Source organism: Nocardia sp. NBC_01377 (genome assembly GCF_045040005.1).
In the GTDB taxonomy this organism is placed as follows: domain Bacteria; phylum Actinomycetota; class Actinomycetes; order Mycobacteriales; family Mycobacteriaceae; genus Nocardia; species Nocardia noduli.
In genome coordinates this window covers 6,432,067-6,444,775 of record NZ_CP109566.1, presented here as the reverse complement: position 1 = coordinate 6,444,775, position 12,709 = coordinate 6,432,067, and the positions used below count along the sequence as shown (strand labels likewise).

The following is a 12,709-nucleotide window of genomic DNA, read 5'->3' as shown; positions in this document are numbered from 1 at the left end:
CGCCGGGTCCCGGCTCGGTGGCATCAGTAACGCATGGCGTAGGAAAGCTTGCGCCACAACGATTTCTTGCGCTGGGCGGATTTGAAGCGGTCGTCCTCCTCGAGAATCTTGGTCGCAGCCCTGACGCGGCGCTGCGATTCCTCGATGGCCTCCTCCACCGGCATCACGGTGTCGAGATCGAACAGATCGATGATCCTGGCGACCCGTTCGGCCACCGTGCCGCCGACCACCTCGTAGGGCAGTCCGAGTTCGCGGACCACCGAGAGCAGGCTGTCGTCGGAGAGCGCGCGGAACGGCTCGGACACCGGTCGGTGGCCGTCGGCCTTCATCGGAAACTCCACGGGCAGATGGACATAGGCGTCGTAGAGATGCCTCGCCCGCTCCTTGACGACATCGCCGACGATATCGGTGTACTCGTGCAGCGGCTTCTTGCGGCCGATCCCGGCGACGGTCTTGATCGCGCGCAGCGCGAATCCGGCGCCCGGGTTGATGCCGACCGCCATCCTGGCCGTGCCGTACACCCATTCGTGCACCACCGAGCCGTCGGAGATGAAGGACCCTTCTATGGACTCGTTGTGCACGCGCTCCTCGAACCGGCGCAGACCGAGTTGGAGCAGTTCGATCGAATTGAGTTCCATCACGGTCTTGCCCGGCGCGAGGTCGACGAGCAGTTCGCGCGAGGTCAGCGCGTGCGTGCGCGGGATACCGGTCGCGATCGACAGGGCCTCGGTGGTGGTGCTCTTGCCCACACCGTAGGTGCCGGAAATCGCCAGTTTGATGTTGTCGCGATGTTGTCCGCCGACTATGTACACTGTCACGCCTCCGATCGATCAACGCTGGTCATCACGCAGAATCTCCCAGCCACGTTCCCGCGCCACCGATTCCAGTGCCGGGTCGACCGGGATCACGGCCGGATGACCGACACTCTCCAGGACGGCCACATCGCTGATGTGGTCGCCGAATCCGTAGTCCTGCGCGAGGTCGTGACCGGGATATCCGGCCGCGAACGCCTCGACCTCGGTGCGTTTGGCCGGTCCGATGAGCGAACGCAGGACCTTGCCGGTGAACACCCCGTCGGTCTGCTCCAGTTCGGTGCACAGCACGGCGGCGCAGCCGAGTTCCTCTTCGATCGGGCGCAGGCAGGCGCGGAAGGAGCCGGAGACGAGGACCGTCTCGACTCCCTCCGCGCGCAAGGCGCGCAGCCGGGTGAGCACCGAGGTGCGATACAACCCGGCCGCGCGCAGTTCGTCGTGCCAGACCGCCGCGGCGGCGTCGACCTCGCGCACCGGGATATCCGCCCAGAGCAGGTAGTAGCTCTCGTTCAGCGTCGCCCGGTCCGCTCCGGTCTCGGCCAACCGCCGCATCCGCGTCCGGTGGCCCGCCAGCACCTCGCCGCGCCGCGTCGTCTCGAAGAAGTATTCCCCGAAATGATGCAGCGTGCTCACACGCAGCAGGGTGTGGTCCACATCGGTGAACGCGAAGCGCGGTCTGGTCGCGAGCGTCAACTCAGGCCACCGGTGCCTTGTCGAGTGTCGGTGCCTCGGTGGGCACACCGGGGGTGGCCAGGGCCGCCTCGTCCAGATCGCCGCTGCGCAGCGTGAGGAACGCGATGACACCCGAGATCGCCGCCAGCACCGCGGCGAGCACCATGGCGTTGTGCAGGCCGCTGACGAACGCGGATTCCGCCGCCGAGCGCACCGCGTCGGCCGCGTTCCCGAGTTCGTGCGTGCTGAGCACCGACGGTCCGCCTGCGGCGATCGCGTCGCCCGCCTCGGCGGCCTTGTCGCCGAAAACGGCCTTGGCCGTCTCGGTGTCGGCGAAGGCGCCGCCGACCCGGTTCTGGAAGAACGCGCCGACCGCCGCGATGCCGATCGCCAGACCCGCCTGCTGGAAGGTCTCGTTGATGCCGGAGGCGGCGCCGGCCTTGTCGGGAGTGGTCACGGCGATGGAGAAGGCGGCACGCGGCGGGTTGAACAGGCCCATGCCGAGCCCGATGAGCACCATGCCGGGAATCAGGGCCGTCCACGAATCGCCGACATCGACCAGCAGGACCGCGAAAAGCCCTGCCGCGATGAGCAACTGCGACGCGCCGACGAGCAGGGCCGGGGCCAGTTTGGCGACCAGGCTGCCCGCGACCGCCGCCGCGACGAACAGCAGCAGGGTCAGCGGCAGGAAGCGGACGCCGCTGGCGAAGGCCGAGTAGCCGAGCAGATTCTGCACGTAGGAGATGAGCAGGAACAGCGCGGGCATCACCGACAGCGCGCACAGGGCGGTCACCACGGACAGGCCGTTGAACGTCTTGTTGCCGAACAGCGTGAGATCGAACATCGCGCGACCCGGTCGGGTGAGCTGCAAGTACACGAAGGCGACCAACAGCAGGATCGCCACGACGAAGCAGCCGATGATCCGCGCGCTGCCCCAGCCGTCCTGCTGGCCGCGCATGAAGGCGAGCACGAGGAAGAACAGACCCGCCGAGAAGGTGGCCATGCCCGGCCAGTCCAGGGGAGGCGGTGTCTCGCTGCGGGATTCGCGCATCTTCAGGAAGCCGACCGCGAGCGCGGCGATCGTCACCGGGACGTTGATCAGGAAGATCCAGCGCCAGCCGAGGGATTCGGTGAGGCCGCCGCCGATGAGGGGGCCGAACGCGATGGCGAGACCGGCCACGCCGCCGAAGACGCCGAAGGCCACGCCCCGGTCCTTACCGCGGAACTCGTGTCCGAGCAACGCCGGTCCGACCGCGAAAAGGATCGCGCCGCCGAGGCCCTGGACGAGCCTGGCCACGATCAGCGTCAGGTCGTTCGGTGCGAGACCGCACGCGAGCGAGGCGAGTACGAAGATGACAAGTCCCGCGTCGAACACCTTCTTGCGGCCGATGCGGTCGGCGAGTGATCCGGCGGCGAGCAGGACCGCGGCCAGCCCGAGCGCGTAGGCGTCCAGGATCCACTGCAACGACGAGAACGACGAATCGAAGGCGGCGCGGATATCGGGTAGGGCGACGTTGACGACCGTCAGGTCGAGCATGAGCATGAAGGTCGCCAACGCGACCACGACGAGCGTCCATATCGAGCTCTCGGAACGCTGTCCGGTTTGTTCGGCACCGGCTGTTGCCATCGGTTTACCCTTCTGATTTCCAGTACGGCGGTGTCGGGTGTCAAGCGGCTCGGAGCGCGGCGTTCACCGCGTCCGCGACGGGAATGACCTGTGGTAGCTCGAACATCCCCGCTACCCGGGTGACGATTTCCTTCAACGGACCCCCGGTCACGAGATAGGGGACCGATGTTTCGTGCAGGGTGTCGAGCAGCAGGCGATCTATGACAGTGCGAAATTCCGACTCGGGCTCGGCGGTGGCCGCCTCGCCGTCCAGCCGGAGATGGACGAAACCGTCGTAGGTCGTCCGTGCGCGGCGTACGACGATGCCCGCGTGCGCCATGAGGTAACGCTGTTCGAAAACGCGATAGGGCAGATCCTGCGGACGGCGCAGCCAGTGCCCGAGCCGCCTGGTGCTTCGCAGGGTCTCCGCGACAGCCCATTCGTGCAGAACCGAACCGTCGGAGACGAATCCGGTTCCCAGCCTCGCCTCCGAATCCACCCGTTGCTCGAAACCACGCATCGGCGCGTCCACCGTCGCGGCCAGTCGGCGATCGGCCACCGGCTTCGCGAGCTGCTCGGAAATGGTCGCGAACGACAGTCCGGTGGCCAGGGACAACGCGGTGCACACCGCGGTCTTCCCACTGCCCGGGGCACCGGTGACGGCTAGTCGTAACGCGGGTGAATCCTTCATCGGGTGTCCTCGTATCGCGGCGATCGTTCCGCGGAACTCTCACCGATCGTGCGAATGACACGACTCGTCCGGAGTTGCTTCACAATGTCAGCCGAAATCTAGTAATCAAACGATAACTTGTCAATATTTGGGCGTGGTAACTTGAAGAACATGATGGCCAGACTGAGCGCGGCCGAGCGCCGCGAAAGGATTCTGGAGGCTGCGGGGCGGGCATTCTCTCGTGGCGGCTACGCCGGGACCAGTACAGATTTGGTCGCGCTGGAGGCAGGTGTGTCCCAGCCGTATGTCGTGCGCATGTTCGGTAGCAAGGCTGACCTCTTCCAGGAGGTGTTCGATCGGGCGGTCGAGGAACTGATCTCGGCTTTCGCGGCCGAACTCGATGATCCGGCGGCGGCGACCGCGCCGGATGTGTGGGACCGTCTCGGCGCGGTGTACAGCAGGCTGGTCGAGGACCGCGACGTGCTCGTCGTGCTCCTGCAAGGTTTCAGCGCGGCGGCCGCGCACCCGCAGATCGCCGCGGCGGCGCGGCGCTGCCTGGTCACCCTGTTCCACCTGCTGGTCGAGCGCACGGGGAGCCCGGCCCAACAGGTGCAACAGTTCATCGCCAACGGCATGCTGCTCAACGCGCTGCTCGCGATGGACGCGCCGGAGCACGCCGCGGAGGAACCTGCCCTCGCGGCGCTCGCCGACTGCGCGCTGGGCCAGCACACCGGCTATACCCTCGGCCCCTCAGTCCGGAAGTTGATGGGCAAGTAGGCAGGAGCCGGTCACGCCCTGGAACTCCTTGATCAGCAGATCGGCGCTGCGCCAGCGCTGACCGCCGCGGTCGATGACCGACGAGCGTTTGATTTCCACCGTGCCGTCGAAGGTCTCGTCGGAAGGGCGATGCGGACCGTCGGCGAAGAATTCCAGTTTCCGCATCCACAGTGTGTTGCTGCTCGTGCGGTCGAGCGAATCCATCGCGTAGAGCAGGATCTGCGACAGCTGGGCCGCGCCGACGACCGCGTCGATCGGCGAGACCGAGTTCCAGTAGGCCGATTCGGCGCCGACGTATCCGCCCTCGATCCCGGTGCGGACCTGCTGGCGCCCGGTGATCCTGGTCGAGTCCGCGCTCACGACGAGGTCGGTGGCGGTCAGCGTGTGGTCCTTCACGCCGTTGAGGTAGTAGTGCGGAGCGGGACCGAAGATATCGCCGAGGGAGGCGATCCGGTCGACGCCCGGCACGGTCAACGTGCCCGCTCCGATCGGATGGACCACGGTCATGGTGCCGCCGAGATTGCCGACCTGGAATTTGAAGGTGGTCTCCGACTCGTCGGCGGTGTCGGCGGTGGCCGTGATCGTCGCGGTGACGGGAATGCGCTCGAGATCCTCGTGCGGCTGTGCGCCCGCACGCACCGTCGCGTGCCTGATCCACATACGTGCGGATTCGGCGGGATTCAGATCACGGGTGTGGACGATCGCCGCGTCGCAGAGCGCGGCCGCGAGCATGATCGTATCCACGCTGCTGACATGGGGAACCAGTTCCCGGTGCTCTTTGCGTGACCAGGCCGCGGGGTAGGTCAGGCAGGCAAGCCCGGAATGCTCGGCGCCGGTTTCGGTCGACCGGCTGATTCCGAGGGCGGACAGTTCGGGACTTACTTTCTTGTAACCCTCACCGAAGTAACGATCGGACCGTGGTCCGAGGGGCTCGTCGTAGCTGGAGAATGTAACGGTCATCGCACAACACTTTCGAGGAGCAATTCGATAATTCGGTCAGGCAACCTTGGGAAGGTCGAAAACTTGGCCCGCGTAGGAAAGACCGGCGCCGAATGAGACTTGGAGCGCGAGTTGTCCTGGTTTTGCTCGACCGGAGGAAATGAGGTCGGCAATGGCGAGCGGCAGTGCGGCAGCGGAAGTATTTCCGGCTCGCCGTACGTCATCCGCGACGACTACCGATTCATCCGTCCAGCCAAGTTTACGGGCGACACCGTCGATAATTCGGAGATTTGCCTGATGAGGAACGAATACCTCGATATCGGAAAGTGCGATGCCCCCGGCTTCGGCAATTTCGGAAACTATTTTCGGAACGGCGGTGGTGGCCCATCGGAAAACCTCGGTGCCCTCCATCATCAAGAAGGGGGTCGGGGTCCCCGCCGGATCGGCGCGCTGTTGTTCCCAGGTCGGTTCCTGACGGATCAGATGCGATTGCTCGCCGATGCTGCCCCAGATCGTCCGGCGGATGTATCCGGACTCGGTGCGGGTTATCAGCGCAGCTCCGGACCCATCACCGAAGATGGGGGCGACCGATCGGGAATTGCGATCGATGACGTTGCTGAGCTTCTCGGATCCGATCACGAGAATGGTGTCGGATTGTCCGGCATTGATGAGTGCGGCGGCTTGACCGATGCCGTGCGCGTAACCGGAACACCCCGCGGAAATATCGAACGCGGCGGGTCGGTCGCATCCCAGCTCGGCGGCGATAATAGGCGCGGCGGCTGGGGTCTGATTCAAGTGGGTGGAACTCGCCAATATGACGACATCGATCTTACCGGCGGATAGTTTGGCGACATCGAGCGCGGATTGCGCAGCCTGTACCGCCATCGAAATTACTGTTTCATGCCCCCCCGCAAATCTTCTTTCAGTTATTCCGGTCCGCGTGGTTATCCAAGCTTCGTCGACCCCTAGTTCAGGTGCGAGTTCGGAATTGGAAACGATTCGATCGGGACGGTAGGTTCCGATCGTCAACATTCCGGCGGATAAGGCCGTCATAGTTCCACCCCCGAGAGGTGTTACGTGTCAATTATGTATGCATCAATGTATCACCCGTCCAGATTTATGGAATCAGATCACATGGCTATAACGCCTGTATAACAGCAACGTGTGATGAAGGTCACGTTTCTTCATAGACGCTTGACATCGTTCGATTATCGGCATTCGAATTCGCGTCTGCCGATCGATAGCAGTACATTAACTATTGGCCCGATCGTTGCCGTTCGGATACGTGCGGTCCGCTGATTGTTTGATCTTCAACCAGCGTTGTGGGAGTTCTCCCGAACGGGGGTAATTCGATAGCTGTCGGTTCTCTCCGTGGTGCGAACGACCTCGCCGGGCCGGACGGCGGGAGGTCGGCGCGGGGCCGTGAGCCGCGCACAAGGACGGGAGCCGGGGCCGACGCGCGACCCCGGCTCCCGCCGTCAAGTTTCCGGGGCTTGCGCCCGTACGCGACTACCTACTCGTGAAGGGCAGCAGGGCCATCTCGCGGGCGTTCTTCACCGCGACCGCGACCTGGCGCTGCTGCTGCGGTGTGAGTCCCGTCACCCGCCTGCTGCGGATCTTGCCGCGATCGGAGATGAACGTGCGCAGCAGGTTCACGTCCTTGTAGTCGACCGTCTCGATGCCCGCGGCGATCAGCGGGTTCTTCTTCGGACGGCGGGCCTGTTCGGCGCGAACCTTTTTCGAGGGTGCTCGCTTGACTGCCATATCAGGTATTCCTTCTGCGGGATCGGTGGTTGCTACCAACTCGACTTGTGCACACCGGGCAACTCGCCTCGGTGGGCCATCTCGCGCACACGCACACGGGAGAGTCCGAACTTCCGGAGGTGACCGCGCGGACGTCCGTCCGCGGCGTCCCGATTGCGCAATCGTACCGGACTCGCATCGCGCGGCAGTCGTTGTAGCGCGGACTGCGCGACCGCCCGATCGGCCTGCGACGTCGCCGGATCGCGGATGATTTCCTTCAGTTCGCCGCGCCTGATCGCGTAGCGTTCGACGATTCGCTCGCGCTGTTCGTTGCGGGCGATCTTCCACTTCTTCGCCATCAGCGCTCCTCGCGGAAGTCGACGTGCCCGCGCAGCACGGGGTCGTATTTCCGCAGCACCATGCGGTCGGGATCGTTGCGCCGATTCTTGCGGGTGACATAGGTGTAGCCGGTGCCCGCGGTCGACTTCAGCTTGATGACCGGTCGGATGTCGGTCGATTTCGATGCCATGGGATGTGCTCCTAGAGCTTGTCGCCGCGGGCGCGGATGCGGGCGACGACGGCCTCGATCCCGTCCCGGTCGATGGTTTCGATGCCCTTCGCCGAGACGGTCAGGGTGACGCGGCGGCCTTCGCCGGGCAGGTAGTAGGTCTTGCGCTGGATGTTGGGGTTCCAGCGGCGGCCGGTCCGTACGTGCGAGTGCGACACGGATCTACCGAAGCCGGGTTTGCGTCCGGTGACCTGGCAGTGGGCCGACATGCGACTCCCTCCATGAGATGATAATCATTTTCGACAACGTCGGATCCGCACTGTACCCTCGGCGATCGGTAAATGAAAATCATTGTCGAAAGGGGTTTCGGTGGTTGTGTCAGATCCCGGCCCGGTCCCGCCCGAACCCGATCGCCGGGTACCGGTGGTCTTGGTCACGGGCTTTTCGGCCGAGGCGAACACGGTGGTGGACCGCGTCGCCGACGCGCTGGCGGCGCGGGCGGGTACGGCGGTGGTGCGGCACGAACTGGGTGCGTTGCGCGAGGGCGTGGTGCGCCGCACACTGCGCACCGGCGCGCGATCGGTGACGTCGGTACTGGAATTGGCCCACGGCTGCGTCTCGTGCACGCTGCGCGCCGATCTACTGCCGCTGCTCACGACCCTGGCCGCGCGCGATTCGATCGACCGCATCGTGCTCGCACCCGATCCGGCCTTCGAGGCCGAGGCGATCTGTCGGGCGATCGACGAGGTGGAGATCACCGGGGTGGTCGGCCGGGTCGACGGCCCGGCGGGGCGCGACGTGCGGGTGGACGCCGTACTGGCCTGCGTGGACGCGCGGAGTTGGCTCGGTGACGCGACCGGCGACGAGACGCTGGCCGAACGCGGCATCGCGACCGCGGACGACGACAGGACCGTGGCGCAGGTGGCCGTCGGCCAGGTCCACGTCGCCGACGCCGTGCTGGCACTCGGCCACTCCGAGCTCGATCGCACGCGGGTGGGTGCCGTGCTGTCCAGACTGGCGCCCACCGCGCCCGTGCTCTGGCTCGACGATCCCTCGCGCTTGCGCCCCGCCGACGCCGAGGCGCTTGTGTCCTCGATTCCGGTGGACGCGCGTCGCGGGCGGATCTTCGACGCGCACGCGCCGCTACTGCGCGGTCAGCCGCCGCTGGTTCCCGAGGACGGGGTGTCGCTGATCGAATTCGCCGCGGATCGGCCGTTCCATCCGGCACGCCTGCACGAGGCTCTGGACGTGCTGTTCGACGGCGTGGTCACCGCGCGCGGGCGGATGTGGTTGGCGACGCAACCCGACGAGGTGGTGTGGCTGGAATCGGCGGGCGGCGGCCTGCGGGTCGGCGGTGCCGGACGTTGGCTCGCCGCGATGAGCGACAGCGAGATCGAACAGGTCGATCCGGCCAGGCGCGCGCTCGCGTCGCTGCGCTGGGACGAACGTTTCGGCGACCGCCACATCTCGCTGGTCGTCCTCGCGCACGAGGCCGACCCCGTCGAGATCAGGGCCGCGCTGCACTGGGCGCTGGTCGAGGACGAGGAACTGCGCCTGGTCGAACGGTCGCCGGAGCGGGTGGCCGACTGGGACGACCCCTTCGGGGAATGGCATGCCGATCCATGCGCGACCGACGACCCCGTCGACGTGGCACAGCCGAAGGATCGACAGAGCGGAGAGACACGATGAAACGCGCCGGGGAGGTGTGAGATGGCGGTCCCGAAGCGCAGGATGTCGCGCTCGAACACGCGCGGTCGCCGCGCGCAGTGGAAGGCGGTCGCGCCCGATCTGGTGGAGGTGACCGTCGCCGGGGTGACCTACCGGGTTCCGCGTCGGCTGGTCAAAGCGGTGCGCCTCGGTCTGATCGACGTCGATCGCCTCTGATCGCCCGGCGGGGCCGGATCACGATCCGGCCCCGCCGGGCGGAACTCAGCCCTGCTTGTCGGCGAGTTCGACCAGGGTGGCGGCGAGTTGGAAGTACTTGTTGCCGCCGAGGTCGGCGATGGTCTTGATCTTCAATCCGGCCAGCACCTTGTCGTGCTCCGGTGTGAGACCCGCCAGGGCCGACGGCGGGGCGGAGAGGATTTCCGCGAGTGATTTGTTCTCGTATTCCTTGTCGAGAACCTTGTCGAGCACCACGTTGACCGTCATAGGAACTCCTTCGGAACGAACCTTCGGAATGAACCTGACTGTGCCGCGTCCGGACGTAGTCTGTCCGCGTGCTGCTCGCCGACGATAACGCGCTGGACCGTGCGGTGGGTAGTGAACGCGCCGGGCTCGAGCACGGTCGGCGGGGGTGGTGTCGTCCCGATGAACTAGGGGTCTGGTCGGCTTGCGGGGGATTCTGAGGCAATTTATCGGCAAATGCCTATGCGGCTTCTAGCTGGGCATAGTCTGAAACTCTCGCTTGCGAAAAGGTAGCTCTCCGATGAAATGCATACCGAGAGTTGGATTTTCGGGGGTGTAAAAGTCCTGGGGAAATGATGAAATCGAGCTCACAGCCCGGTACCCTCGTGCGAGAGGGCGGGTTCTCCCGGTTTCCGAGAGAACCCGCTCATCGCCAAAGTTCCGGTCCTCGACCGCAGCCCCCCGAACAGACCGCGTGAGAGCGCGTGCCGCTCATGCGTCGGGCGCGGCCGGTTTGCCGTCGGCTCCGTGACCCGGCAGCAGCGCTTCGAGTCGATTCAACTGCGCCCCCACGAATTCCGCGGGTCCTTCGATCAACGACAACGGCCACGGTAACTGTCTGGATTCCAGATTGCGCACCTCGGCGGCGAGTTCGGCGGATGTGGCTTCCAATTCGCTGATCTCCGTGCGTAATTCGCCTACCTGCGCGCGCAGCGCTGTGGTCTGCGCGCACAGCGCCGCGGTCTGCGCGCACAGCGCCGCGGTCTGCTCCTCCAGCTCGCCGATCCTGCGCAGCGCGGTGGCGATGCCCTCGACCAGCGTGCGGTGGTTTCCCTCGGCGTCGGAGCCCAACTGCGGCCAGCCCGCCGATCCGGGGCCGCGCAGCTGGGTCTGGATGTCGTGCAGCACTGCCTCTTGTTCCGGCGTCACGTCCGGCTCCTCCTGTACGAGATCCCACTGGCGAGCTCGTCCGAGCACGACCTCGTCCACCACGGCGTCATCGACCGCGGCGTCGATCACCGAACCGCCTGTCTGCCACTGTAGGTCGGCGCGACGCGGAATTCGCGGCGTTTCCCCGCAGGGGGTCAGCGGATCAGCTCGGATTCACCACCGCGCGCCGCCGACGTCGCGGTCACGGCACTGCGACGGTCGGGGGCGACCAATACGGCGGTGATCGGAATCGCCAGCGAGAGCATGCCGATCACGAACATCGGCACCAGGAACGTGAACAGTTCCTCGCCGTCGGGGGCGGACACGCGCGAATCGACGTGCACCTCCAGACCGGCCAGCCACAGATAGTGCGCGCCGATCACCGTGAGGCCGACGACGATCGCCGCGCCGATCATGGCGGGCAACGGCCACCGGTGCAGGACGAACCACAGCGTGGCAACCGAGAGGGCCACCAGCAGCACGATAGAACCGATGATGGGCGCCCAGCGCAATTCGACCGAACCCCTGACCTGGAGGGCGTCCATGCCCACGTACATCGCCAGCGAGAGTCCGGCGCCCATGGCGAGCGCGCAGCCGATCAGCCGCGGCCACACCAAGGTTCGTCCGAGAAAGATCAGCCCGGCGAACACCGCGAGCCCGGCGAGGATGGCGGCGCCGAGCAGGCGCGCCACGTCGTAACGGAACGAGACCCCACCGGGACCGTTGACGCCGAGCATCGATACGAAGATCGCGAGCCAGATACCGATCGGGCCGATGGACACGGACGCCGCGGTGAGCCACACCGTCCTGAACCGGGCCGTCACCGATTTGGTGGACTCCTTGATACAGGTGAAGCCGACCAACGCACCCGCGGCCGACACGAGAACCGAGAGCCCGAGCACCCAGTAGCCCATAGCGAAATAGCTCACGCGAAGGTTCCTTACCCCTGCCGGACCGGCTGCTCGCGGTTCTGTTCGGCGAGGCGCGCGATGGCGTATTCGGTGACGGCCGCGAGCGACTGACGGACTTCCATGGCATTGCGGGCGTCGATGTCGACGATCGGAACACCCGCGCGGACCGACAGCGCCTCGCGCAATTCGGCCACCGGGAATCGCGGCGCGTCCGGGAATCGGTTGACCGCCACCAGGAACGGCAGTTCCCGTGCCTCGAAGAAATCGACGGCGGCGAAACTGTCCTCGATACGGCGGGTGTCGACCAGGACCACCGCGCCGATCGCGCCGCGGATCAGGTCGTCCCACATGAACCAGAACCGGCGCTGGCCCGGCGTGCCGAACAGGTACAGCACCAGATTGCCCGGCAGCACGATGCGCCCGAAGTCCATGGCGACGGTGGTGGTCTCTTTACCGGGGGTCGCCGCGAGATCGTCGATGCCGTCGGAGAACCCGGTCACCATGGCCTCGGTCCGCAGCGGAACGATCTCCGACACCGCGCCGACGAAGGTCGTCTTACCCGCGCCGAAACCGCCTGCGACAACGATTTTCGTCGAGGCGGTGCGGTTGTCCATGGGTGCCGAGCCGTAGGGCTGGGCGTTATAGGGCGCGGAGTCCACGCAAAGTCCTCTCCATCAGTGTTAGGCGCTCGTCATATGTTGCCTGATCGCTCAGTGTCGAGTGCACCCGCAGCGTCCCTGCGACGACCAGATCCCCGATGACGACACGGATCAGTCCGAGTGGCCGTTGTAGTTTCGCCGCCATCTCCGCGACCGAGAGTCGCGCGGTGCCGAGCCGCACGATGTCGGTGCGCAGGTCTCCGACAGGCCATTCGAAATGGGCAGTGTAGGAGATGGTCTCGATGACCGCCTCCAAGGGAAGATCGACCGCCGGCTCGGTACGCCCGGAGGTCAGCGCATAGGGGCGGACGCGGGTCGGGGGTGTTCCCGGCCCCCCGCCGGAAGGGTTGGGCAT

General features: G+C 65.9%; 18 protein-coding genes. 3 read left to right on the top strand and 15 right to left on the bottom strand.

Going from position 1 to position 12,709, the window contains the following annotated elements; genetic code table 11:
• Positions 1-23: 23 nt before the first annotated feature.
• From OG225_RS29915 to OG225_RS29900, 4 genes are read right to left on the bottom strand one after another with little or no spacing between them, the layout of a single operon-like run.
• Positions 24-818, bottom strand: coding sequence for an AAA family ATPase (locus OG225_RS29915; protein ID WP_232840139.1), 795 nt, complete (start codon positions 816-818; stop codon positions 24-26).
• A 12-nt stretch (positions 819-830) separates the two neighbouring features.
• On the bottom strand, positions 831-1,505 hold the full coding sequence (locus OG225_RS29910; RefSeq protein WP_405178275.1) for an HAD family hydrolase: 675 nt from the start codon (positions 1,503-1,505) through the stop codon (positions 831-833).
• A 1-nt stretch (position 1,506) separates the two neighbouring features.
• Positions 1,507-3,111 carry an MFS transporter gene (locus tag OG225_RS29905; protein WP_405178274.1) on the bottom strand — a complete coding sequence of 535 codons (1,605 nt, stop codon included), beginning with the start codon at positions 3,109-3,111 and terminating at the stop codon, positions 1,507-1,509.
• 40 nt (positions 3,112-3,151) lie between these two features.
• Entirely contained in the window at positions 3,152-3,781 is a 630-nt protein-coding gene (locus OG225_RS29900) for a hypothetical protein (protein ID WP_405178273.1), read from the bottom strand.
• A gap of 150 nt (positions 3,782-3,931) precedes the next feature.
• Here OG225_RS29900 and OG225_RS29895 point away from each other — a divergent pair, with 150 nt between their 5' ends.
• Positions 3,932-4,537 carry a TetR/AcrR family transcriptional regulator gene (locus OG225_RS29895; protein WP_109529090.1) on the top strand — a complete coding sequence of 202 codons (606 nt, stop codon included), beginning with the start codon at positions 3,932-3,934 and terminating at the stop codon, positions 4,535-4,537.
• Here the strand turns inward: OG225_RS29895 and OG225_RS29890 are convergent.
• From OG225_RS29890 to rpmB, 6 genes are all read right to left on the bottom strand, one after another.
• The gene (locus OG225_RS29890) at positions 4,511-5,497 is read right to left on the bottom strand and encodes an AvrD family protein (RefSeq protein WP_405178272.1); all 987 of its coding nucleotides are present in this window, start codon (positions 5,495-5,497) and stop codon (positions 4,511-4,513) included. The two genes, OG225_RS29895 and OG225_RS29890, sit on opposite strands and share 27 nt — an antisense overlap.
• A gap of 36 nt (positions 5,498-5,533) precedes the next feature.
• Complete coding sequence (locus tag OG225_RS29885; RefSeq protein ID WP_405183412.1) at positions 5,534-6,508, bottom strand: beta-ketoacyl-ACP synthase 3; 975 nt, start codon at positions 6,506-6,508, stop codon at positions 5,534-5,536.
• A 477-nt stretch (positions 6,509-6,985) separates the two neighbouring features.
• Positions 6,986-7,240 carry a 30S ribosomal protein S18 gene (gene rpsR / locus OG225_RS29880; protein WP_011211513.1) on the bottom strand — a complete coding sequence of 85 codons (255 nt, stop codon included), beginning with the start codon at positions 7,238-7,240 and terminating at the stop codon, positions 6,986-6,988.
• Between the two features lie 32 nt (positions 7,241-7,272).
• Positions 7,273-7,578, bottom strand: coding sequence for a 30S ribosomal protein S14 (gene rpsN / locus OG225_RS29875; RefSeq protein ID WP_405178271.1), 306 nt, complete (start codon positions 7,576-7,578; stop codon positions 7,273-7,275).
• Entirely contained in the window at positions 7,578-7,748 is a 171-nt protein-coding gene (rpmG, locus tag OG225_RS29870) for a 50S ribosomal protein L33 (protein WP_405178270.1), read from the bottom strand. The genes rpsN and rpmG overlap by 1 nt, the downstream gene beginning before the upstream one ends.
• Before the next feature lie 11 nt (positions 7,749-7,759).
• Positions 7,760-7,996, bottom strand: coding sequence for a 50S ribosomal protein L28 (rpmB, locus tag OG225_RS29865; RefSeq protein WP_405178269.1), 237 nt, complete (start codon positions 7,994-7,996; stop codon positions 7,760-7,762).
• A gap of 100 nt (positions 7,997-8,096) precedes the next feature.
• Here rpmB and mrf point away from each other — a divergent pair, with 100 nt between their 5' ends.
• Positions 8,097-9,416: a ribosome hibernation factor-recruiting GTPase MRF gene (gene mrf / locus OG225_RS29860; protein WP_405178268.1), complete on the top strand. Its 1,320-nt coding sequence runs from the start codon at positions 8,097-8,099 to the stop codon at positions 9,414-9,416.
• A gap of 21 nt (positions 9,417-9,437) precedes the next feature.
• Positions 9,438-9,611 carry a 50S ribosomal protein L32 gene (gene rpmF / locus OG225_RS29855; protein WP_405178267.1) on the top strand — a complete coding sequence of 58 codons (174 nt, stop codon included), beginning with the start codon at positions 9,438-9,440 and terminating at the stop codon, positions 9,609-9,611.
• A 45-nt stretch (positions 9,612-9,656) separates the two neighbouring features.
• Here the strand turns inward: rpmF and OG225_RS29850 are convergent, their stop codons facing one another.
• The 5 genes from OG225_RS29850 to OG225_RS29830 form a co-directional block, all read right to left on the bottom strand.
• Positions 9,657-9,878 carry a hypothetical protein gene (locus tag OG225_RS29850; protein ID WP_109528704.1) on the bottom strand — a complete coding sequence of 74 codons (222 nt, stop codon included), beginning with the start codon at positions 9,876-9,878 and terminating at the stop codon, positions 9,657-9,659.
• A gap of 468 nt (positions 9,879-10,346) precedes the next feature.
• Positions 10,347-10,874: a hypothetical protein gene (locus tag OG225_RS29845; RefSeq protein ID WP_405178266.1), complete on the bottom strand. Its 528-nt coding sequence runs from the start codon at positions 10,872-10,874 to the stop codon at positions 10,347-10,349.
• Between the two features lie 65 nt (positions 10,875-10,939).
• Positions 10,940-11,713 carry an MHYT domain-containing protein gene (locus tag OG225_RS29840; RefSeq protein ID WP_405178265.1) on the bottom strand — a complete coding sequence of 258 codons (774 nt, stop codon included), beginning with the start codon at positions 11,711-11,713 and terminating at the stop codon, positions 10,940-10,942.
• 11 nt (positions 11,714-11,724) lie between these two features.
• On the bottom strand, positions 11,725-12,309 hold the full coding sequence (locus OG225_RS29835) for a GTP-binding protein (protein ID WP_405183411.1): 585 nt from the start codon (positions 12,307-12,309) through the stop codon (positions 11,725-11,727).
• 25 nt (positions 12,310-12,334) lie between these two features.
• Entirely contained in the window at positions 12,335-12,709 is a 375-nt protein-coding gene (locus tag OG225_RS29830; RefSeq protein ID WP_216914688.1) for a DUF742 domain-containing protein, read from the bottom strand.

Coding starts and splice junctions, on each gene's coding strand:
- OG225_RS29890 (WP_405178272.1), bottom strand. CDS start 5,497: ATGACCGTTACATTCTCCAGCTACGACGAGCCCCTCGGACCACGGTCC.
- OG225_RS29830 (WP_216914688.1), bottom strand. CDS start 12,709: ATGCCCAACCCTTCCGGCGGGGGGCCGGGAACACCCCCGACCCGCGTC.
- OG225_RS29895 (WP_109529090.1), top strand. CDS start 3,932: ATGATGGCCAGACTGAGCGCGGCCGAGCGCCGCGAAAGGATTCTGGAG.
- rpmB (WP_405178269.1), bottom strand. CDS start 7,996: ATGTCGGCCCACTGCCAGGTCACCGGACGCAAACCCGGCTTCGGTAGA.
- rpsN (WP_405178271.1), bottom strand. CDS start 7,578: ATGGCGAAGAAGTGGAAGATCGCCCGCAACGAACAGCGCGAGCGAATC.
- rpsR (WP_011211513.1), bottom strand. CDS start 7,240: ATGGCAGTCAAGCGAGCACCCTCGAAAAAGGTTCGCGCCGAACAGGCC.
- OG225_RS29905 (WP_405178274.1), bottom strand. CDS start 3,111: ATGGCAACAGCCGGTGCCGAACAAACCGGACAGCGTTCCGAGAGCTCG.
- OG225_RS29900 (WP_405178273.1), bottom strand. CDS start 3,781: ATGAAGGATTCACCCGCGTTACGACTAGCCGTCACCGGTGCCCCGGGC.
- OG225_RS29850 (WP_109528704.1), bottom strand. CDS start 9,878: ATGACGGTCAACGTGGTGCTCGACAAGGTTCTCGACAAGGAATACGAG.
- OG225_RS29885 (WP_405183412.1), bottom strand. CDS start 6,508: ATGTTGACGATCGGAACCTACCGTCCCGATCGAATCGTTTCCAATTCC.
- OG225_RS29835 (WP_405183411.1), bottom strand. CDS start 12,309: ATGGACAACCGCACCGCCTCGACGAAAATCGTTGTCGCAGGCGGTTTC.
- rpmF (WP_405178267.1), top strand. CDS start 9,438: ATGGCGGTCCCGAAGCGCAGGATGTCGCGCTCGAACACGCGCGGTCGC.
- rpmG (WP_405178270.1), bottom strand. CDS start 7,748: ATGGCATCGAAATCGACCGACATCCGACCGGTCATCAAGCTGAAGTCG.